The organism is Shewanella sp. 5S214 (genome assembly GCF_041439795.1).
In the GTDB taxonomy this organism is placed as follows: Bacteria; Pseudomonadota; Gammaproteobacteria; order Enterobacterales; family Shewanellaceae; genus Shewanella; species Shewanella vesiculosa.
Window position 1 is genome coordinate 62,173 of record NZ_JBGOOV010000012.1, and the last position, 20,266, is coordinate 82,438.

Sequence of the window (20,266 nt, forward strand, 5' to 3'; positions counted from 1 at the left end):
TACAATGTTTTGTTGGTACTATCAGAATATCTTAGTTATTTATGCTGGTTAATACTGTGACGAATTCAACGACTACTGCAACCGCGGCAATTTCTCCTACTAAATCTTCTTCACCGCATCCTGTTCTGCCTTGGATTTTACAGTTTCTATCGCCTTATCGTTTGAAGGTAGTGGCAGCAATAATCTTTTTGTTTATTGGATCGCTAGCATGGCTGTCGCTTGGGCAAGGTGTGCGACTGATGGTGGATGAGGGCTTTGTTGCCGATAACGCAGGGCGTTTAAATGAGATTATGTTGTTTATTATTGCGATAACAGCGGTCAGCGGCACAGCGGTTTTTTGCCGATTCTATCTTATGACATGGCTCGGCGAGCGGGTTAGTGCTGATATTCGATTACAGGTTTACAGTCATTTAATCGCGTTATCGCCAGCTTTTTTTGCCACCCAGCGAACTGGTGAGGTGATTTCACGATTTACCGCAGACAGTACTTTATTACAAAGCGTTGTTGGGTCGAGTTTATCAATGGCATTACGTTCAAGTGTCACTGTGATTGGTGGCATTGTTATGATGGCGTTTACCAGTGTTAAATTGACTGCATTAGTCTTATTAGCGGTTCCCTTGGTACTAGGTCCTGTGAGCTTTTTTGGACGAAAAGTAAGGGCTTTGTCGCGTAAAAGCCAAGATAGAGTAGGCGATCTAGGTGCTTATATCGATGAAACGTTACATGAGATTCATACCGTTCAAGCGTATACCCATGAAGCTAAAGACCGTCAACTTTTTTCCGACCGTGTTGAGGCGGTAATGGATGTGGCGAAAGGCCGTATCAAGTATCGTGCACTACTTATATCAACCGTGATGTTCTTAAGTATTGCCGCCATTGCCTTTGTGACTTGGATTGGAGCCAAAGACGTTATGTCTGGCAGCATCACTGGCGGGGAGTTGTCTGCGTTTATGTTTTACGCTGTGATGGTCGCAGGTGCTGTAGCGACTATTAGCGAAGTCTTCAGTGAAATTCAGCGGGCTTCTGGGGCGGCTGAACGGTTAGTGGAATTAGTTAACACCCCAATAGACATACCTCAGCAAGCTGTACCAGCGCAATTGGTGCTGCCTGTTAATGGTTTGCTCAGTTTTGATAATGTGAGCTTTGCTTATCCATCGGATCATGGGCAAGACGTGATCCGCCAGCTGTCGTTGACGATTGCTCCTGGTGAGCGGGTGGCATTAGTGGGTCCAAGTGGTGCAGGGAAAAGTACCTTATTCGAATTGATGATGCGCTTTTATCAGCCCAAACAAGGGCGAATTTTATTAGATGGTATTGATATTTCGACGCTATCATTGGCTGATTTACGCCAACAATATGCACTGGTACCGCAAGAGTCGGTAATTTTTGCTATGAACGTACTTGATAACGTGCGATATGGTCGCTTAGATGCCAGTGATGAAGAAGTTAAGCAGGCTTGTATTGCGGCTAAAGCCGACGAGTTTATTAGCGAGTTTACCCAAGGCTATGCAACTTATTTAGGTGAACGTGGCGTGCGCTTATCTGGTGGTCAAAAGCAGCGGATAGCGATTGCTAGAGCGATTTTAGCCGATAGGCCATTACTGTTACTTGATGAGGCCACTAGTGCGTTAGATGCAGTTAGCGAGATAAAAGTTAAGCAGGCGCTTGATTCTCTAATGGCTCAACGTACCACAGTGATTATTGCCCATCGTTTAGCGACAGTGATTAATGCCGATCGGATTTTTGTCATCGATAAGGGGCAATTAGTTGCCAGCGGAACCCATAGCGAATTGATGACCAGTAACGAATTATATCGTGAGTTTGCTAGCTTACAGTTATTAATGGATAACGATGAGCCCGCAATTTAATCAGCTCAGAATTGATTGGCTAATTCGGTATGTTAATCGTTCATCAATAAACTATATGCCTTAGCATCTTGTTTATTGATGAACGGGACACGGTATTATCGACAAGCATTCACCTTAGGGAGAATGTTCCAAACCATCGATTGCTAATCAAGCAGACTTGCGTAATTCACGACGTAAAACTTTACCTACTGTGCTTTTTGGCAGTTGTTCGGTAAATTCAATAATACGTGGGACTTTATAAGCCGTGAGTTGGCTTCGACAATAATCATTAATTGTCTGTTTTACTGCCTCAATATCCGTTGGCGGCTGTTTTAATACAATCACTGCTTTTACCGCTTCGCCAGAACGTTCATCTTCCACCCCGACGACCGCACACTCTAGCACTAGCTCATGGCTTGCAAGTACGTCTTCAACTTCATTAGGATAGACGTTAAAGCCTGAGACAATAATCATGTCTTTTTTACGATCGACAATGGTGTGATAACCATCAACACTGGCAATACCAATATCGCCGGTTTTGAAAAAGCCGTCTTTAGTCATGACGTTAGCGGTTTCTTCGGCTTTATGCCAATACCCTTGCATCACCTGAGGTCCGCGAACAGCAAGTTCTCCTGCTTGACCGATAGCCACTTCATTGTCATCCATATCAAGCACTCGCACTTCAGTGCCCAAAACGGGTTTGCCAATAGTGCCAAGACGCTGATGACCAGGTGCATTAAGGCTGACGACAGGTGATGTTTCAGACAAACCATAGCCTTCTGAAATCATACAACCAGTAGTTTGTTGCCACAAATTAGCCGCGGCGCTGGTTAAGGCGGTACCACCTGAAATGGTTATTTTCATTCTGCTGAAATCTAAGGCTTTAAATTCGGGTTGATGACATAAACCGACAAATAATGTGTTTAAGCCTGCAAACCCAGTAAAGGGATGAGCTTTCATAGTATTGATCAACCCTGCAATGTCGCGAGGATTAGGGATTAATACTGAGCAACCACCTGATTCAAAATACAGGACTAAATTAACCATAAAAGCATAGATATGATAAATCGGTAATGGCGCGACAAATACATCATGCCCTTCGTTCATGGTGCTGGCAATTCGCGATTTCACTTGGCCTGAGTTGGCTAAAAGGTTGCCATGATTGAGCATAGCACCTTTGGACAAACCGGTTGTGCCACCAGTGTATTGCAGCGCAATTAAGTCATCATGGTTGGGCTTTATTGGGTTATATGGATGTTTGGCACCTTCAGCAAGCACGGCCATAAATTCTACTTTACTAAATGATGTTTCTGGCTGGCCTTGTGGCTGAATAAGGTCCATTGCATGCGTTGAAATAACTAACTCGATAGCGGTGTTATCGATAACCTTAGTTAACGTTGGTAATAGATCAGATAATACAATTAAGGCTTTAGCCCCTGAGTCATTAAATTGATGAATTAGTTCACGTTCTGTGTACATAGGATTTGTATTCACGAGCACCATCCCAGCGCGAATAACCCCATACGCCGCAATGACAAACTGAGTAATATTAGGCAGTTGGATTGCGACTCTGTCACCCGCTTGCAATGAGGTGCAATGCTGTAAGTAGCTGGCAAAATAGCGTGAATCACGTTCTATTTCACTAAAGGTGGTGCTTTTACCAAGACAAGCATACGCAGTATTGCCAGCGAACTTTTCACACGCTGTTTCGATTAAATCAACAATGGATGAGTATTGATCTAGGTCGAGTGTTGAATCAGCATCATAAGGCATGCTATCTCCTTTTATGTTTGAGTTATTATTATAGAAATCAAACGTCCGTTTAGATTATGTTGACTAACCTACACGGGTCAATATCAATTGGCAAAGCCTCACTGATATTGATTTGAAATTAGCTTGTTTATTTCGGTTAATCCTCTAAAAACTTCTAGGATAAAAATGCAGCTTAAAGTGTAAAATTATAATTACACTTAAGGTTTGTAGTGATTATGTTTAAAATATTTACTTATTGAAAATAATTCGTTTTGTGATGTATGTCACTAAAAATCAAAAGCTTAGATCATTATTGTGTTGGTTAATCTTTAGCAAGTGCTTATTTATCCCAAAAAGTGTTAGCAATTGTAATTCAATTGTTATAGAAATGTAGTCGGGATAGGGATTATTTCGATAGTGTGACGTGTTTTTTAGCAATTTTTGTAAAAGACATAGTCGACAAACAACAATAATAAGCAGTTGAGAACATAATAATGATGATGCAATCAAAAAAATCTAAATTTGGTATTAGCTCTTTAAGCTTAGCCATTTCATTTGCACTTGCCGGAACGGTAATTAGCTCTCAAGCTTTTGCTGAAGATGAAGAAGCTGTAAACAAAGAAAATGTTGAAAAAATCGCAGTAGTTGGTTCACGTGCTGCACCGCGTTCAATTGGTGATTCACCGGTTCCAATTGACATCATCAGCAGTGATGATTTAAAGAAAAATGGTTCAACTGACATGATCGACATGTTAGTGACATCTGTGCCTTCTTTTAACTCTCGTGCGCAACCTATTAGTGACGCAGCAACGCTAGTTCGTCCGGTTAACTTACGTGGTTTACCGTCTGACAGTACGCTTATTTTGGTTAACGGCAAACGCCGTCACCGTGCGTCAGTTATTGCTTTCCAAGGTGGTGGCATTAACGATGGTGCTCAAGGTCCAGATATTTCAGTTATTCCAGGTGTAGCATTAAAGCAAGTTGAAGTATTACGCGATGGTGCTGCAGCTCAGTATGGTTCTGATGCGATTGCGGGCGTCATGAACTTTGTATTAAAAGACGCCTCTGAAGGTGGCTCTATCACCGTCAGTCAAGGTGAATACTACGAAGGTGACGGCGCAGCAACTACTATCGATGGTAACATCGGTTTACCGTTAACTGATGATGGCTTTGTTAACATCAGTGCGCAATATAAAACCGCTGATGCGACTAGTCGCAGTGTACAGCGTCCAGATGCAGCTGCTATTGCTTACGGTACAGATGGAACTGATGGCAACCCTTACATTCAAGACCCTGCTCAAACTTGGGGTAATCCAGAGATTAATGATGACTATACCGTTTTCATAAACTCAGGTTTTGATATTAATGATGACACTCATTTGTATGCTTTTGGTAACGTATCTTCGCGTGAAGCAACAGGTGGTTTCTACTATCGCAACCCACATAACCGCGGTAACGTGTATTCCAACGATGGTGGTGAAACCCTATTAGTAGGTGACGTTGGTTTAGCTGAAAATGGTGTAGCATCATGTTCGTGGGTAGGTAATGTGTCTGCCAATGTACCAAATGTGCTAGCGACTGATGAGTATCAAGCTATGGTCGCCGATCCAAATTGTTTTGCGATGAACCAAATTCGCCCAGGTGGGTATACGCCACAATTTACCGGTAAAATTGAAGACATGTCTTTCTTTGCCGGTGTTAAAGGCGAGTTAGGTGAATGGATGTACGATGCCAGTGCAGGTACTGGTAGTAACAAAGCCAGCTTTGGTTTAAAAAACTCTCTTAACCCATCGTTGGGCTTAGATACGCCAACAGACTTTGACACCGGCTCTTACGAGCAAGTTGAAACAACGGTAAACCTTGATTTCTCGCGTTTTGTGACTTTAGGTGGCATTGAAGACATTAGCTTTGCTGCGGGTGCTGAATGGCGTAAAGAGTCATTTGAAATTGGTCAAGGTGATGAAGCCTCTTGGATTGCTGGCCCTTACGCAGACCAAGGTTTCAACATCGGCTCACATGGATTTAAAGGTTTTGGTCCAGAATCAGCTGGTAAAAACGACCGTAGCAACATTGGTATTTATACTGACGTTGAAGCGTATTTAACCGAAGACTTCTTACTAGGTGTCGCACTTCGTTACGAAGATTTCTCTACTTTTGGTGACACATTAAACTACAAGTTAACCGCGCAGTATGTTGCAACGGATGAATTATCGTTCCGTGCTTCACACAGCACCGGTTTCCGTGCACCTACAGTCGGTCAAGAAAACGTAGTTAATACGCAAACATCGATTGTGAATGGTGATTTGATTCAGACCTTTATTGCGCCACCAACAAATCCATTAGCGGCTTTCTATGGCGGTGAAGTGCTTGAGCCTGAAGAGTCTGTTAGCTATGCAGCTGGTTTGGTGTATCAATATGAAAACTTGTTCTTAACAGTTGATTACTACAACATTGAAGTCACCGGTCGTATTGCTCAGTCAAGCCAAATTTCGGTTAAAGCAAGTGATTATGATGCATTAAGAGCTGCTGGTGTTGAATTCCCTGAACTGATTTCAGCGGTAACCTTCTATACCAATGACTTTGATACCACCACTCAAGGTGTTGATATTGTCGGTTCGTATACTACTGAAATGCTTTCTGGCGATGCCAAGTTTAGCTTAGCCTATGGTTGGACTGATACTAGTGTTGATAAGTATGATCCAGAAACAACTGATGCAGGTAAAGTTCGTCGTTTAGAAGATGGTATTCCAGCACATCGTGCCACTCTAACGTGGGGCCAAAGCTGGGATGATTTAAGCATGTCTGTGCGTGCTAACTATTTTGGTGAATATTACGCAACACATGCTGATGATACTTCTGATTGGGGTTCTGAGGTTGCTGATGCTGCAGTGACTATCGATCTTGAAGTGAGTTATGCGGTACTTGATAACTTAACGGTATCTGTAGGTGCTAATAACATCTTCGATCAAGAAGCGCAGAAGCTAAAAGATGGCACATTAGGTGAGTTAGGTGGAGTGTACTACGAAAGTGGTCCATTCGATTACAACGGTGGCTTCTATTACGGCCGTGTTAACTATCGCTTCTAATATAAGTTAACTGCCATTGTTGTTAATGGCACAATAACGAAAAAGACTGCTTCGGCAGTCTTTTTTATTTCAAGTATCACAAGGATGATAATTTACTGGGCGACTAGAGATAACGCTTGATAAAGGTCATCGATAATGAGCGCTTTAGGCAACTCAATCCCTTTTGGGTAGCTAGGGCCATACACTTTATTAAACGGCGTACCAGCAACAGCCTGTTGCCCCATGTATTGCTCTATGACCGCATCGGCATGGGTCCAGTTACCTTGCATGAGGATAATATGCTGTTGGTTTAATTGGTTTACGACTTGTTCACGGTGAAGCACATTGGCTTTATTGGTCTGGCAGGGCACACACCAATCAGCTGTGATATCAACAAACACAATATTGCCCTGTGCAACATAAGAGGCAATTTTTTCGGGCTGTAGCGGCTGCCAACGAAGCATTTGGTAAGCTTGATAGTTTTCACCTTTATTAATAAAAGCGAGCACACCAGCAAAACAGATCCCCATAAAAATGAGCATGACAATAATCAAGGTCGGAATCGATTTACCTTTAATTTTAGCCCTGATGAGTAACACCACGGCACTAAAAATAACCAAGAGTAATATCATCATTAATGTCGCCATAGGTTTCCCCTGTAAATACGTTATCATACCCATCCTTATCAGCGGCGCTACACTAGCAGCGCATGCTTAACTGGTTGTTAAAATGCATTTTGCACAAATTAGGTGACTACAAGTAAAGGAGTGTTATGACGTTAAGTACTTGGCTGGGATTATTGGCGATATGTTGTTTGGGGGCGATGTCCCCAGGCCCCAGTTTAGCCATGGTGGTGCGGCATACCCTTGGTGGTGGCCGATTACACGGTATCGTCTGTGCTTGGGCACATTCAATCGGTATTGGTGTCTATGCTCTGGTAACTCTATTGGGTTTGGCAGCAATATTAAAAGCATCGCCGGTTATTTTTAATACCATCGCGGTAACTGGAGCGATTTACTTAGCTTGGATGGGGATGCAAGCACTTAGGTCTAAAGGCGGAATGCAGCAAAAATTGGCGGCGGGTCAACCCACAAGTCTGTGGATTGCAGCAAGAGATGGTATGGCTATTTCATTATTTAATCCCAAAATACTCCTGTTCTTTTTGGCTTTATTTAGTCAATTTGTATTAGCAGCTCAGACTGCTATTGGCCAAGGTTTAATTGTGTTTACGCCATTAATCGTTGATGGATTATGGTACACCATTATTGCGTTTTTGTTGTCTCATTCTGCCGTGTTGCCTAAGTTACGAAATCAGGCCAAATTAATTGATAGGCTTTCAGGTGTGGTGTTAATTTTACTCGCAATGAGGGTGATTTATACTCTGCTGTAATATCTGAATTTTGCGACTATAAATAGTCATCATGATATCGGCTAGGATGAACCGTATTGCTGACGGTGCAAAATGAGTCAGTTATGAACAATAATGCCTAGCAATAATCTGTTAGGCATTATTGTTATAATGCGTCATATGTTGGTTAAACGCCTTTAAACATTTGCACGCTGTCATCGCTTTCGGGCTCTTGTTGCTCTGCAGCAATAGGAGGATTAGCGATGTGGTCTTCTAAATTCTCTTTTAACATTGCTTTAAATTCATCAGAAAACCAAGCGAGTGCATGATCTTTTTCCGCAGCAAGATTAGCTGATTTAATCGATGCTTCAAACGCATTAAAACGAGCAGAGGCAAATCTCATTGCGGTACCGACTTTGCCAATATCATTTTCTTGTTGGCTAAGTTGATTGGCTAAGGCAATAAATTGGTCAGCTATTTGATACATTGTTAATTCTGTTTTGGCTTCAGACATCATATCCACTTTGTTGGTGAGTTAATTTTCCAATGAGTGTAACGTCTTTGTTTGAAAATTTCAGGTAAAAAATTAGCTATCAGGATTTGAATCTATCAAGACCTCGCCGTTACGCGAATCATAGTATATGGACACCAGTGGTAGTAAATTGTAGTAATAACGGCACTGATCTGGATTGATATATTCAGCTCTATATTCCGATATATCCTTATCTGCACTAATTGAAACACTTGGGCCATCTTGTAATAGCGTAGGCCAGACTGAGAGACAGTCATTATTATTATCCAGTCTTGGCGAAGCCTCGTAAGGTGGGTAATTCTGTGCTGGATAACCCCATTGGTTGATATCAAGTTGGCCATCGGTTCCAGCTTGACTGAAAATCGCTAAATTATCTGCCGGGCCAGAATACCCCATGGCTGCCCATTTCATGTGCGCTAGGGTTATTGCTGACGAAAATGCCCCACCAGTGACTTTTACCGTAGCGATTTTAGCATCTCTGCCGATATCAACAAATTTTGGTAAGGCAATCATTGCGATAATCCCAAGTATGATGATAACAACGACGAGTTCAATAAGGGTAAAACCATTTTTAGGGGTGTTTTTGTTATTATGTAATGGCATCATATTAGGCATAAAAGTGATTAATCTGTTGATAGTAAACTAAAGACTGAGCTGTTCGCTAATTTATCGCTAATTTTTTGAAGGAATACATTAGATGACTTCCCATTGGCAAACCTTGTTTGAACAACAACAATCACAGCCATATTATCAAGATTTGATGCACTTTATTGCCTCACAAAGGGCCGCTAATAAGGTTGTTTATCCACCGGATGATGAAGTGTTTGCTGCTTTTAATTTAACGCCCTTGTCAGCGGTTAAAGTCGTGATACTAGGGCAAGACCCTTATCATGGCCCAAATCAAGCTCACGGGCTGTCTTTTTCGGTTAAGAAGGGCATAAAACCACCGCCTTCATTGGCTAATATCTATAAAGAGTTAACCAATGACATTGACGGTTTTGTGATCCCAGAACATGGTGATTTAAGCGCTTGGGCTAAGCAAGGGGTGTTGTTACTCAATACTGTGTTGACAGTAGAGCAGGGGTTAGCTCATTCACATGCTAAAGCGGGCTGGGAGACATTTACCGATAGTGTGCTGAAGTGCTTAGATCAACAAGCATCACCAATCATATTTGTGTGTTGGGGCAATCACGCGATTAAAAAAGGTCGATTGATTACCGCACCTCATCATCATGTAATGAACGGCCCACATCCATCGCCCTTATCTGCTTATCGGGGTTTTTTTGGTTGTCATCATTTTTCAAGTATCAATCAATTATTAATTAACCAGGGTAATAAACCGATAAATTGGCAAGTGTGATAACAAAAAAGGTGTGAATTTATATTCACACCTTTCTCAATACCGTTAGTCATAAAATCTTGTCATCAGAAAACCACTGTTTATGGTAATTGTTGAGCTCTTGATGATTGCTAACTACTGCGATTAACCGATAAGTGAGCCAATGAAATTAATGCCTGTTTGTAGTCATTATCAGGAAAAACCCCGAGTGCATCAATGGCTTTTTGTGCTTCAGCTTGCGCCTTTTCTTGGGTGTAAACTAATGCACCAGACTCGCCCAATGCCACTAATATCTCATCAATAGCTTTAGTACCGTCGCTTTGTTCAATCGCCTCTCTAATCAGCTTTTTAGCAGTATCAGACCCATTTTCCATAGCATATATCAGCGGTAACGTCGGTTTACCTTCGGCGAGGTCATCACCGATGTTTTTGCCGAGTTCGTCGGAGTTAGCCGTGTAATCAAGTAAATCATCGGTTAACTGAAACGCCGTACCTAGGTATTTGCCGTAATTGGCTAATGCCTGTTCTTGTTCCGGGCTGACATTTGCTAATACGCCGGCTAATTGAGTTGCCGCTTCAAATAATTTAGCGGTTTTACAGTAGATAACCCGCATATAGTTTGCTTCGGTCGTATCGGGATCATTACAGTTCATTAACTGTAATACTTCGCCTTCAGCAAGTACATTAGTCGTATGGGCTAAGACTTTAAGCACTTTCATGCTGTCAAGCTCGGTCATCATTTGAAATGAGCGAGTATATAAAAAGTCGCCAACCAGCACGCTTGCACTATTACCGAATAACGCATTGGCAGTTTCACGGCCGCGACGCAGTGTTGACTCATCAACAACATCGTCATGCAATAAAGACGCGGTATGAATAAATTCGATAATCGCAGCGAGTTTTAAGTGATGTTCGCCTTGATAGCCAACAGCTCGGGCGGCCAATACAGATAATAACGGACGTAAACGTTTACCACCGCCATTGATTATGTAAAAGCCTAATTGATTAATTAGGGCTACATCAGATTCAAGTTGTTTATATATCAGCTGATTGACTGCTTGCATATCAGTGTCAGCCAGTTGACGAATGGCGTTTAAATCCATAATAGTCTCTGGTTGTTGGGCGACAGGCTTTGCACCCTTAATTAGTCATATCGAATTAGAGCGCATATCTTACAGGATATTAGTGCTATTTTTCAAAGTATGTATTTACACAATTGCGCTTACATTATCCTGATTTCGCGATAGTTTGCTGGATTATTGCCAATTTACCTATAAAATTTAGGCATAGATTAACTCAAACATGTTAACTAAATTTTAAAGAAGGCACATTAGCTATTAATGAATAGTGTGCAGTAATAGGGTCTTTTTTATTTGATAGTGAATTAGCACTTGCCGGATGATAATTCTTCGCGTAGAATCCGCGCCCATTGTCATTAAAAGTTTTTTAGCACCTAGTCTCGTCAATAATATGAGTTAGTGTGTTAGTCATTTGGAGTAAAATAGCCATGTATGCTGTTTTTCAAAGTGGCGGAAAGCAACACCGTGTTGCTGAAGGTCATACAGTTCGTTTAGAAAAATTAGAAGTTGCTACTGGTGAAACCATAGAATTCGATCAAGTTTTATTGATCGCTGATGGTGAAACAGTGCATGTTGGTGCTCCTTTAGTTGCTGGCGGTAAAGTCGTAGCTGAAGTAGTTGGCCACGGTCGCGGCGACAAGGTAACTATTATCAAGTTCCGTCGTCGTAAGCATCACGACAAGAAGATGGGCCATCGTCAATGGTTCACCGAAGTTAAAATCACTGCGATCAGCGCATAATTTAGGAGTCTAACTCATGGCACATAAAAAAGCTGGCGGTTCTACTCGTAACGGCCGCGATTCAGAAAGTAAACGTCTTGGTGTTAAACGCTTTGGCGGTGAATCAGTTCTAGCTGGTAACATTATCGTTCGTCAACGTGGTACTAAGTTCCACGCTGGTGTAAACGTAGGTATTGGTCGTGACCATACTTTGTTTGCATTAACAGACGGTAAAGTAAAGTTTCAAGTTAAAGGTCCTAATAATCGTAAGTTTATTAGCATCGAAGCTTAATTCTTTCTAAGCTAGATCTCGAAAGCCCTGCCTATGGTGGGGCTTTTGTGTTTTTTATATCATTAAACTGTTATAGGATAGTTTGATGATTTTGTTTATATGCAGTAGGCGATATCGTGATGAATGCTATCTTCAGCGCTTTCCTGCAAAACTCAGTTATTTGGGTTTATAATTACAGATTAAGTGGCGTCAGGAGTCAGTATGAAGTTTGTTGATGAAGCGAATATTCGCGTAGAAGCAGGTGACGGCGGAAGCGGTTGCGTGAGTTTTAGACGCGAAAAGTATGTCCCAGATGGTGGCCCTGACGGCGGTGACGGTGGTGATGGCGGTAGTGTATACCTACAAGCTAATGAAAACCTTAATACGCTAATTGATTACCGTTTTACTCGTTTTCATATGGCTGAGCGCGGAACCAATGGTCGTGGTCGTGATTGTACCGGTCATGGCGGCAGTGATTTAGTTCTTCAAGTACCTGTAGGTACTCGTGCTATTGACCAAGAAACAGAAGAGTCACTTGGCGATCTTACTTCGCATGGACAAAAGCTTCTCGTTGCTAAAGGTGGTTTCCACGGTCTAGGTAACACTCGTTTTAAGAGCAGTACTAACCGTGCTCCGCGTCAAAAGACCTTAGGTACTCCAGGTGAAGTTCGTTCAATCAAGCTTGAACTTTTATTGCTTGCTGATGTAGGTTTGCTCGGTATGCCAAATGCTGGTAAATCGACTTTCATACGCTCAGTTTCACGTGCAACGCCTAAAGTGGCTGATTATCCGTTCACAACTTTAGTACCAAACCTTGGTGTGGTGAATCCGCGTCCAGGTCAAAGCTTTGTTATTGCAGATATTCCTGGTTTGATTGAAGGCGCTGCAGAAGGTGCTGGTTTAGGTATTCGTTTCTTAAAGCATCTTGAACGTTGTCGCATGTTATTACACATTATTGATATTGAACCTATCGATGGTGTTGACCCTGTCTATTCAGCTCGCGCTATTGTTGGTGAACTTGAGAAGTACTCTCCAAAGCTTGCGGCAAAACCGCGTTGGTTAGTCTTCAATAAAACCGATTTGCTGCTTGACGAAGAGTTACAGGGTAAAATCGATCGCATCGTTAAAGAGCTAGATTGGCAAGGAGATGTTTATACTATGTCTGCTTACAATCGAACCGGTACTGAAGAGTTAAGCATTAAGATGCTCGACTACATCAGAAGTTTACCGGCTATTGTCGAAGAAATAACGCCAGATGCTGATGTTGAATTTAAATGGGATAATTACCATAGCGCTGAAGATGAAGTCGTTAATGAAGATTATAATGATGATTTTGACGATGATTTTGATGATGACGATTATGATGTAGAAGTGATCTATCAACGTTAATAGACTCATTTGAGGATATCGTGTACGAAGATAGCCAAAATGAAATTACCCGCCTTGTAGTGCGTTGTGCGCAACTACTGTTGGCTTATGGTGCTGAGTCTGATCTTGTTGAAGAGATTAGCCAGCGCCTAGGTAAAGCACTCGGTCTTGCTAGCATTGAGATATCAATTTCATCTAATGCATTAGTACTGACCAGCTTAGTACACGGTCGCTGTGTCACGACCACTCGTCGTATTCGTGCTCATGGCATTAATATGACGGTGATTTGTGAATTACAGCGAATTTGTATATTGGCAGAAAAAGGCATTTATGGTGCCAATGAAGTTCGCCGCCGCCTCGCTCATATTACCCCTAAAACTTATCCTGCAATCGCCGTAGTCCCTATGATTGGTTTGTCATGTGCCAGTTTCTGTCATTTATTCGATGGCGACATGATGGCATGTTTAATCACATTTTTTGCCTCGTCGATTGGCATGATGGTGCGGCTTTTTCTAGCATCGCGCCATTTCAATTTATTGGTTAACTTTTCGATTACAGCATTCATTATTACTGTTGTTGCCCAAGCCGGTTATATGTGGCCAATTACCCATACTCCCCAAGTGGCAATGGCCGCAAGCGTATTAATGCTGGTGCCTGGATTTCCGTTGATTAATGCTATTTCAGATATGGTTAAAGGTCATATGAACGTAGGCATTTCTCGCTGGGGTCATGCAACGTTATTAACATTAGCTTCTGTTATCGGTATCACCATCGCCATGCAATTGGGGGGGATTTTCTAATGCTTGAGCTGATTAGTTTGTTATTGCATGACGCTTTTTTTTCCGCGATACCCGCAATTGGTTTTGCCATGGTGTTTAACGTTCCTAAACGATATTTACTCTATTGCGCCCTTGCTGGTGCGATAGGTCACAGTTCTCGAACCTTACTAATGCAATTTTCAATGCCGATAGAATGGGCGACATTTGCTGCCGCTGCAATTGTGGGCGTCGTGACGATTCAGTTTGCAAAGCAACATTTAGCCCCACCATTAATGTATGCTGTCGCAGCTATTATCCCTATGGTGCCAGGTACTTATGCATTTAATACCGTGATTGCTCTGATTCAACTGACCGCCCAAAGTCAAGTCAGCCCTGAACTCACTGCACAAGTCATTTTAAACGGCTTAAAAACGGTATTTATTTTAGGTGCGCTTGCCGTTGGGCTCGCGTTACCAAGCTTACTCTACTATCGCACCAGATCGATTATCTAACCACAAGGATTCTGCCTCAATGCGTATTGCAATGATTGCCGCAATGGCCAACAACAGAGTTATCGGCAAAGACAATAAAATGCCATGGCATTTACCGGAAGATTTACGTCATTTTAAGGCGATGACCTTGTCTAAACCTGTGGTAATGGGTCGTAAAACATTTGAATCCATTGGGCGGCCATTACCTGGTCGACATAATATCGTCATAAGTCGTAACAGCCAGCTGAGTATTGATGGCGTGACCTGTGTTCAAAGCTTTGATGATGCTGTTGCTGCCGCTGGCGATTGTGACGAAATAGTCGTCATTGGTGGTGGTCAGCTTTACCAACAATTATTACCCAAAGCTGATATTTTATATCTTACGTTAATCGATCTTGATGTTGATGGTGATACCTTGTTTCCTGATTGGGATGATGGATCTTGGCAATTACAGAATTCAGTAAATGCAACAAACGACAAAGGATTGCAATATAGCTTTAACACTTTACATAAAAAGTGTTAAATTAGGCGTGTTTAACCCTGAATTAGTTTGACAGCGATCTAAAATATGATCTCTATACATAGCTATATAACTATAAAAAAATAAAGGAGTGTCAGATGCGTCTATTGCCTGTAGCTATCGCAGCCCTGATTGGATCATCTTTTGTATCAGTACCTGCTATTGCCGATACAGATCAATTAGTTGCAAATATTTGTGATTATGTGAAATCAGATGATAAAAACCGCTTACGTAAAAAAATGAAAGAGAGCCGTGTTAAATTACGTAACGTATACTCCAGTATTTCTTGTGATGGCAGCAGTTTATTGCGTACTGCCTACAAGTCGAACGCGGGTAATGTGGGTGAATTTATTGCTAAACGTATGCCATCATCAGATCTTGCTGCTCCAGAAGCTGACGGTAAAGCTATTTTAGATTGGGCTTCTGCCAATGGTTACGATGCAAGCGAAATAACAACAGCGATCAAAGACCGTCTTGGTGGTGGTGCTGAGTCAGATGATTAATCATCCGAATATGCAGTAACATAAAGCGAACCAGAAATGCCGATAAGTAATTATCGGCATTTTTTATGTCGGTAATTTATGAGCAAGTTTAAGAGTGTTATTTCGATTAAAGCTCATTTTAGTGTGCTATTTAACCTTGGTTGGGAATATAAACATATATCTAACTCTTCTCAGTCTCGCCAGCTGCATTGATTTGCAATAGGCTACATTGAGTATTAGTTTGATAAGAGCTAGGCCAAATGTTGCTATTAAGCTTTACTGACTCGCTCCCTATACTTCAGTTGCGGTTATTTTTAACTGTTATATGTCCGACTATAGTGGGTTAATCAATGTGATAAACCAGCGCTACCATCGATTAGGGTTAACCTTGCATTTGATATTGATAGCAATAAAAAAGGCCCCAGAGGGACCTTTTATTAATTTGAGCATAATGGTTATCAATTAGACCTTAAACTCGCGTACAGAGGCTTGTAGCTCTTCAGCAAGCATTGCAACTTGATGACTTGATTGTGCAGTTTGATCGGCACCGATTGAGGTTTCTTCTGAAATCGATGCGATATGTTCAAGTTTTTCGGAAACTTGTTGGCTAACGATATTTTGCTCTTGCGCAGCATGGGCAATATGATTACCCGAATCATAGGCTCGGTGAACCGACTTACTGATAGTTTCGAGGGCAATATTAGATTGCTCGTTCTTTTCAACGCAACTGTTGGCTTGACCTCGACTTTGCTCCATTACGGCAACCGCTTCCTGAGTGCCGACTTGTAAAACTTCAATCATTTGCTGAATTTCACTGGTTGAATGTTGCGTACGTGATGCTAAGTTACGAACCTCATCAGCAACAACCGCAAAACCTCGACCTTGTTCACCCGCTCTTGCTGCTTCAATCGCGGCATTTAGCGCCAGTAAGTTGGTTTGATCGGCAATCCCACGGATTACGTCTAAGATAGAACCAATCGATGCACTGTCTGAATGAACCTTATTAATAACAACTCCGGCTCTAGCGACTTCTTCTGCAAGGGCAATAATGGTATTTTTGCTTTCTTCTGCAAGGGTACGCATGTGCTGGGTTTCATTGTCAGCTTGCTTAATCTCATTGAGTGCTTGATCTGCGCTCATTGAAACTTGCTGTGCACTTGAGCTCAACTCAGTCGTCGCAGCAGCAACTTGATCGACTTGGCTTTTTTGTTCTTGAATACCTATCGTTGTTTGCGAGGTAATGGCAGAGGTCTCTTCAGCTGCAGCCGCTAATTGGTTCGAGCGATCGACAATACCAATAATAAGACTGCGTAGGCTGTCGACTAAGCGATTACAGTTTTTAGCCAATTCGGCAAACTCATCGTGACCTGTGTCATCTAATTTATGAGTTAAGTCACCTGATGCCAATACATTAAGGGCTTTATTAACTTTTTCTAACGAATTAGTCAGTGGTTTAACAACCGCAATACTAACGATAATAGCGACGACAATTGCCATTAATACCACTATTAGGGTTTTAATCGCTGCGGAATCAATAATATCTAACGCCGAATTACTGATGTCACTTGCGAAAGTATCGATTGATTTTGCCAAAACAGTCATCTTCTTGTTGACGTCTTTGGCGGAACTTTGAGTTTCTACAAGCTGTTTAGCCGCGGCAAACTCATGACTTAATTGCTGCTGTTTCAAAGCGATAATTGAGTCATTACCCTTTAGCAAAGTAAATACTTTTGCGCTTTCAGCGGTTAAATCTTCTAAAGTTGAACTGTTTACAACACCGTTGCCTCTAGTGTTGATAAAGTCTAATTTGGTCGATGCTTCGCTGACCATGTAATCGAGTTCTTTAATGATTAAGTCATATTTGCTTTGTTCAGTTGTCGCCACTAAATCATAAATTGTGGTAATGATATTGATGAATGTACTATCGATTACACTGGCGGTTGCGGCTAAACTGCGTTCAGTTTCGTCCTCGCTAGTTTCTAGATCGATAATATCTAACAGAATCGATGAGGAGTCATCCGCTGCGTTTTCAAGATTACTGCGCATCTTAAGTAACTGTTCTTGTAAAGTAAGCGCACTTAGACGTTCAAGAAGCATCTTTGTGGCATTGGAACCATACAAAGTATAGCTTTTATTTAATGCCGCTAAGGGGGCTGAAAGCTGCGTCTGTTTACTGACTAAGTTGTTTAAGCTACTGAGGTCTTGTTTAAAGGTGTTATCTAAATCTGATAACTGTTTTTTTATGGCAGGAATTTGGGATGAACGAGTACTGTAATAAGCCAGTAGTGCTTCAATTTGTTGCGAGCTTAAGTTTTCACTTAAAATGCTCGTTCTTTCAAGCGCAGGTAAACTGATAGTGTTAAGAATCGTCGCTCCATCTTTAATTCTGTCATTACTCAGCATGGTTACACCACCGAGTACTATCAATAACAGCGTCACCACGGTAAAACCGCCAATGACTCTGGTCGCTACATTAATTTTCATACAGTACTCCGGCTATTATTATTTGATCCTGATTTTTCTGGTGTGTGCTGTTGCATGTCATCATATCGAATTTATTAGAGGGTGATTGTTTCTCAGGCAAGCGTAACAAATTCTACATTTAGTTATCGGCTAAATGCTACTTTAGTTTAACGTTAAACTAACCTTTTTTGGGTAATATTTTCATTCTTTTCAAGATGCCATAATGTGAGGTGCTCTCCCCAGCAACAACCAGTATCTAATGCCAGAATTTTCTGGTTATTTGTTTGCCCCATTAATGCTGCCCAATGTCCGAAAACTAAGGTGTTTTGTGGCACTATTTTCGATGGGAAATCAAACCATGGGCGTAAATCTGATGAGTGTTGTTTGCTGGGCGGTAATTTACACTTAAAATCAAGACTTCCATCTAAGTGCAAGAATCTCATTCGAGTTAAGGCATTGATACAGTAACGTAGCCTAGCTATACCAGCCAGTGCTGGCGACCATTGTTCGGTATCGTCGCTATACATTTGGCCAATTAATTCGCTTAAATAATCATCTTGCTGTAAAGCTATGCTCACTTGTTTTGCTTCACGCTCAACTATGGCCAAGTCCCATTGAGGGGGAACACCTGCATGCGTCATGATGATATTGTGTTCGGGTAGGGTTCGAATCAAGGGTTGTTGACGAACCCAAGTGACCAAATTATCAATATCAGGTGCATTGAGGAGTTCGTCAAGATGATCGTTGGGATTAGGTCGCTTTAATTTTCCGTGCAAAGCCAGCAGATGTAAATCGTGATTACCGAGCACCACTTTTGCAGAATCTTGTAAAGACTGAAAGAAACGCAGGGTTGCAAGTGACTCAGTTCCTCTGGCAATAAGATCACCTACGGCCCAGAGTTGGTCTTTAGACGGATTAAAAGCCACTTTTTGCAGCAGTAGTTGTAATTCTGAATAACAACCTTGAATATCGCCAACAAAATAGTTAGCCATAAGTTATTGAAATATCCCAGGAACCGCTAGACGAAAAGGTGGGATTGCGACTAAAAAGCGCTCTCCTTTATGATCTTCCATACCATAAAAACCTTGCATAAAACCGACTGGCGTTTCCATTACAGTACCACTGGTATATTGATATGCGGTATTCGGAGCAATGGTCGGCGTTTCGCCCACAACACCAGGGCCTTTGACTTCATTTTTATCGCCGTCAGCGTCGGTGATAATCCAATGACGGTCTTTTAGAGTTACTTTGTTATCACTCAGATTGATAATGGTTATCGTGTAGCTAAAGAGGTATTTATTATCGGCAACATCAGATTGTTGTTCTAAATATTGGGTGTCGACTTTAATTTTTATCGGTGATTCAACTTGGCTCATATTAGATCCTAAAGCAAAAGGGCATGCTCAATACGCATGCCCTTATATTTAATCTTTTTTGTCACACAGAAAATTAGCCATTGTGACGTATTGCTCGACGCTAATTTGTTCGGGCCGCAAACTAGCATCAACTTGTAACGTAGCAAAATCGTCGTCTGACAATAATGTTTTTAAATTATTACGTAATGTCTTACGGCGCATATTAAATGCGGTTGTCACTAAGTGCCTTAATACATCAACATTTTGACATGGCCAAGGCTTGACTGCATAAGGCAATAATCTGACGACTGCAGAATCCACTTTAGGGGCAGGAGTGAAGCTGGTTGGCGGCACTTCTAGTACAGGAACCACTTGGCAATAATATTGTGCCATTACCGTTAAGCGGCCATATGCCTTGTTACCAGGGCTAGCCGATAAACGTAATACGACTTCTTTTTGCAACATAAAATGCATGGTTTCTATTTGTTCAGCAAACTCAAACAAATGAAACATCAAGGGCGTTGAAATGTTGTAAGGAAGATTTCCAAACACTTTCATTTTTTTGCCAGCTTGTTGCAATTGGTTAAAATCAAACTGCAATGCATCACCTTGGTGAATGGTCAGTTTGTCTTTTAGTGTTGGATGATATTGTAGGCGCTTAACTAAGTCGCGATCTAATTCAACAACCGTGAGGTTATCAATCATGTCTGCAACAGGTTCAGTTAAGGCACCTAGGCCAGGTCCAATTTCGACCATCACATGATTATTATCAGGTGCAATAGCCCCTACTATGCTACTAATCACGCCTTGATCAGTTAAGAAGTTTTGTCCAAAACGCTTTCTGGCCGTATGGCCTAAATGTACTTTATTACTCATT

The 20,266-nt window shown here is 41.6% G+C and carries 20 protein-coding genes; 11 read left to right on the plus strand and 9 right to left on the minus strand.

The annotated features are described in order from the left end of the window. Positions 1–41 precede the first annotated feature (41 nt). Positions 42–1,868, plus strand: coding sequence for an ABC transporter transmembrane domain-containing protein (locus tag ACED29_RS10105; RefSeq protein ID WP_347690121.1), 1,827 nt, complete (start codon positions 42–44; stop codon positions 1,866–1,868). Positions 1,869–2,015: 147 nt separating this feature from the next. Here the strand turns inward: ACED29_RS10105 and ACED29_RS10110 are convergent, their stop codons facing one another. Then, on the minus strand, positions 2,016–3,620 hold the full coding sequence (locus tag ACED29_RS10110) for an AMP-binding protein (protein ID WP_371697588.1): 1,605 nt from the start codon (positions 3,618–3,620) through the stop codon (positions 2,016–2,018). Between the two features lie 476 nt (positions 3,621–4,096). On the opposite strand from ACED29_RS10110, the gene ACED29_RS10115 reads away from it, so the two are divergent. Continuing rightward, a complete protein-coding gene (locus tag ACED29_RS10115; protein ID WP_371697617.1) occupies positions 4,097–6,685 on the plus strand; it encodes a TonB-dependent receptor plug domain-containing protein in 2,589 nt (862 codons plus the stop codon). A 92-nt stretch (positions 6,686–6,777) separates the two neighbouring features. On the opposite strand, the gene ACED29_RS10120 is transcribed toward ACED29_RS10115, so the two are convergent. Beyond that, positions 6,778–7,338, minus strand: a complete 561-nt coding sequence (locus ACED29_RS10120; RefSeq protein WP_371697589.1) for a thioredoxin family protein — start codon at positions 7,336–7,338, stop codon at positions 6,778–6,780. A 98-nt stretch (positions 7,339–7,436) separates the two neighbouring features. Between ACED29_RS10120 and ACED29_RS10125 the strand changes: the two genes are divergently transcribed. Then, positions 7,437–8,054, plus strand: a complete 618-nt coding sequence (locus ACED29_RS10125) for a LysE family translocator (protein WP_124017849.1) — start codon at positions 7,437–7,439, stop codon at positions 8,052–8,054. 145 nt (positions 8,055–8,199) lie between these two features. On the opposite strand, the gene ACED29_RS10130 is transcribed toward ACED29_RS10125, so the two are convergent. Both ACED29_RS10130 and ACED29_RS10135 read right to left on the minus strand, forming a co-directional pair. Further along, the gene (locus tag ACED29_RS10130; protein WP_124017850.1) at positions 8,200–8,526 is read right to left on the minus strand and encodes a DUF3144 domain-containing protein; all 327 of its coding nucleotides are present in this window, start codon (positions 8,524–8,526) and stop codon (positions 8,200–8,202) included. A 72-nt stretch (positions 8,527–8,598) separates the two neighbouring features. Then, positions 8,599–9,150, minus strand: a complete 552-nt coding sequence (locus ACED29_RS10135; RefSeq protein ID WP_371697618.1) for a prepilin-type N-terminal cleavage/methylation domain-containing protein — start codon at positions 9,148–9,150, stop codon at positions 8,599–8,601. Between the two features lie 91 nt (positions 9,151–9,241). On the opposite strand from ACED29_RS10135, the gene ung reads away from it, so the two are divergent. Next, the gene (gene ung, locus ACED29_RS10140; protein ID WP_124017852.1) at positions 9,242–9,904 is read left to right on the plus strand and encodes a uracil-DNA glycosylase; all 663 of its coding nucleotides are present in this window, start codon (positions 9,242–9,244) and stop codon (positions 9,902–9,904) included. Between the two features lie 110 nt (positions 9,905–10,014). Here the strand turns inward: ung and ispB are convergent, their stop codons facing one another. Then, a complete protein-coding gene (gene ispB, locus ACED29_RS10145; RefSeq protein WP_371697590.1) occupies positions 10,015–10,986 on the minus strand; it encodes an octaprenyl diphosphate synthase in 972 nt (323 codons plus the stop codon). Between the two features lie 404 nt (positions 10,987–11,390). Between ispB and rplU the strand changes: the two genes are divergently transcribed. The 7 genes from rplU to ACED29_RS10180 all read left to right on the plus strand — a co-directional run bounded on the left by rplU (position 11,391) and on the right by ACED29_RS10180 (position 15,592). Continuing rightward, positions 11,391–11,702, plus strand: coding sequence for a 50S ribosomal protein L21 (rplU, locus tag ACED29_RS10150; RefSeq protein WP_124017917.1), 312 nt, complete (start codon positions 11,391–11,393; stop codon positions 11,700–11,702). A 16-nt stretch (positions 11,703–11,718) separates the two neighbouring features. Then, a complete protein-coding gene (gene rpmA / locus ACED29_RS10155) occupies positions 11,719–11,973 on the plus strand; it encodes a 50S ribosomal protein L27 (protein WP_011638531.1) in 255 nt (84 codons plus the stop codon). A gap of 201 nt (positions 11,974–12,174) precedes the next feature. Then, entirely contained in the window at positions 12,175–13,341 is a 1,167-nt protein-coding gene (gene cgtA / locus ACED29_RS10160; RefSeq protein WP_124017854.1) for an Obg family GTPase CgtA, read from the plus strand. A 20-nt stretch (positions 13,342–13,361) separates the two neighbouring features. After that, positions 13,362–14,120 (plus strand): threonine/serine exporter family protein, encoded by a 759-nt coding sequence (locus ACED29_RS10165; protein WP_124017855.1) that lies wholly within the window; start codon positions 13,362–13,364, stop codon positions 14,118–14,120. Next, complete coding sequence (locus ACED29_RS10170; protein ID WP_371697591.1) at positions 14,120–14,590, plus strand: threonine/serine exporter family protein; 471 nt, start codon at positions 14,120–14,122, stop codon at positions 14,588–14,590. Before ACED29_RS10165 ends, ACED29_RS10170 begins: the two co-directional genes overlap by 1 nt. A gap of 19 nt (positions 14,591–14,609) precedes the next feature. Then, entirely contained in the window at positions 14,610–15,092 is a 483-nt protein-coding gene (gene folA / locus ACED29_RS10175) for a type 3 dihydrofolate reductase (RefSeq protein WP_124017857.1), read from the plus strand. Positions 15,093–15,187: 95 nt separating this feature from the next. Then, positions 15,188–15,592, plus strand: a complete 405-nt coding sequence (locus ACED29_RS10180; RefSeq protein ID WP_124017858.1) for a DUF3718 domain-containing protein — start codon at positions 15,188–15,190, stop codon at positions 15,590–15,592. A gap of 441 nt (positions 15,593–16,033) precedes the next feature. Here ACED29_RS10180 and ACED29_RS10185 read toward each other — a convergent pair whose 3' ends face one another. The 4 genes from ACED29_RS10185 to rsmA all read right to left on the minus strand — a co-directional run bounded on the left by ACED29_RS10185 (position 16,034) and on the right by rsmA (position 20,265). Continuing rightward, the gene (locus tag ACED29_RS10185) at positions 16,034–18,055 is read right to left on the minus strand and encodes a methyl-accepting chemotaxis protein (protein WP_371697592.1); all 2,022 of its coding nucleotides are present in this window, start codon (positions 18,053–18,055) and stop codon (positions 16,034–16,036) included. 152 nt (positions 18,056–18,207) lie between these two features. Continuing rightward, positions 18,208–19,026 carry a symmetrical bis(5'-nucleosyl)-tetraphosphatase gene (locus ACED29_RS10190; RefSeq protein ID WP_371697593.1) on the minus strand — a complete coding sequence of 273 codons (819 nt, stop codon included), beginning with the start codon at positions 19,024–19,026 and terminating at the stop codon, positions 18,208–18,210. Between the two features lie 3 nt (positions 19,027–19,029). Beyond that, on the minus strand, positions 19,030–19,410 hold the full coding sequence (gene apaG, locus ACED29_RS10195) for a Co2+/Mg2+ efflux protein ApaG (protein WP_124017861.1): 381 nt from the start codon (positions 19,408–19,410) through the stop codon (positions 19,030–19,032). Between the two features lie 48 nt (positions 19,411–19,458). After that, positions 19,459–20,265, minus strand: coding sequence for a 16S rRNA (adenine(1518)-N(6)/adenine(1519)-N(6))-dimethyltransferase RsmA (gene rsmA / locus ACED29_RS10200; RefSeq protein WP_124017862.1), 807 nt, complete (start codon positions 20,263–20,265; stop codon positions 19,459–19,461). Position 20,266: the final 1 nt, after the last annotated feature.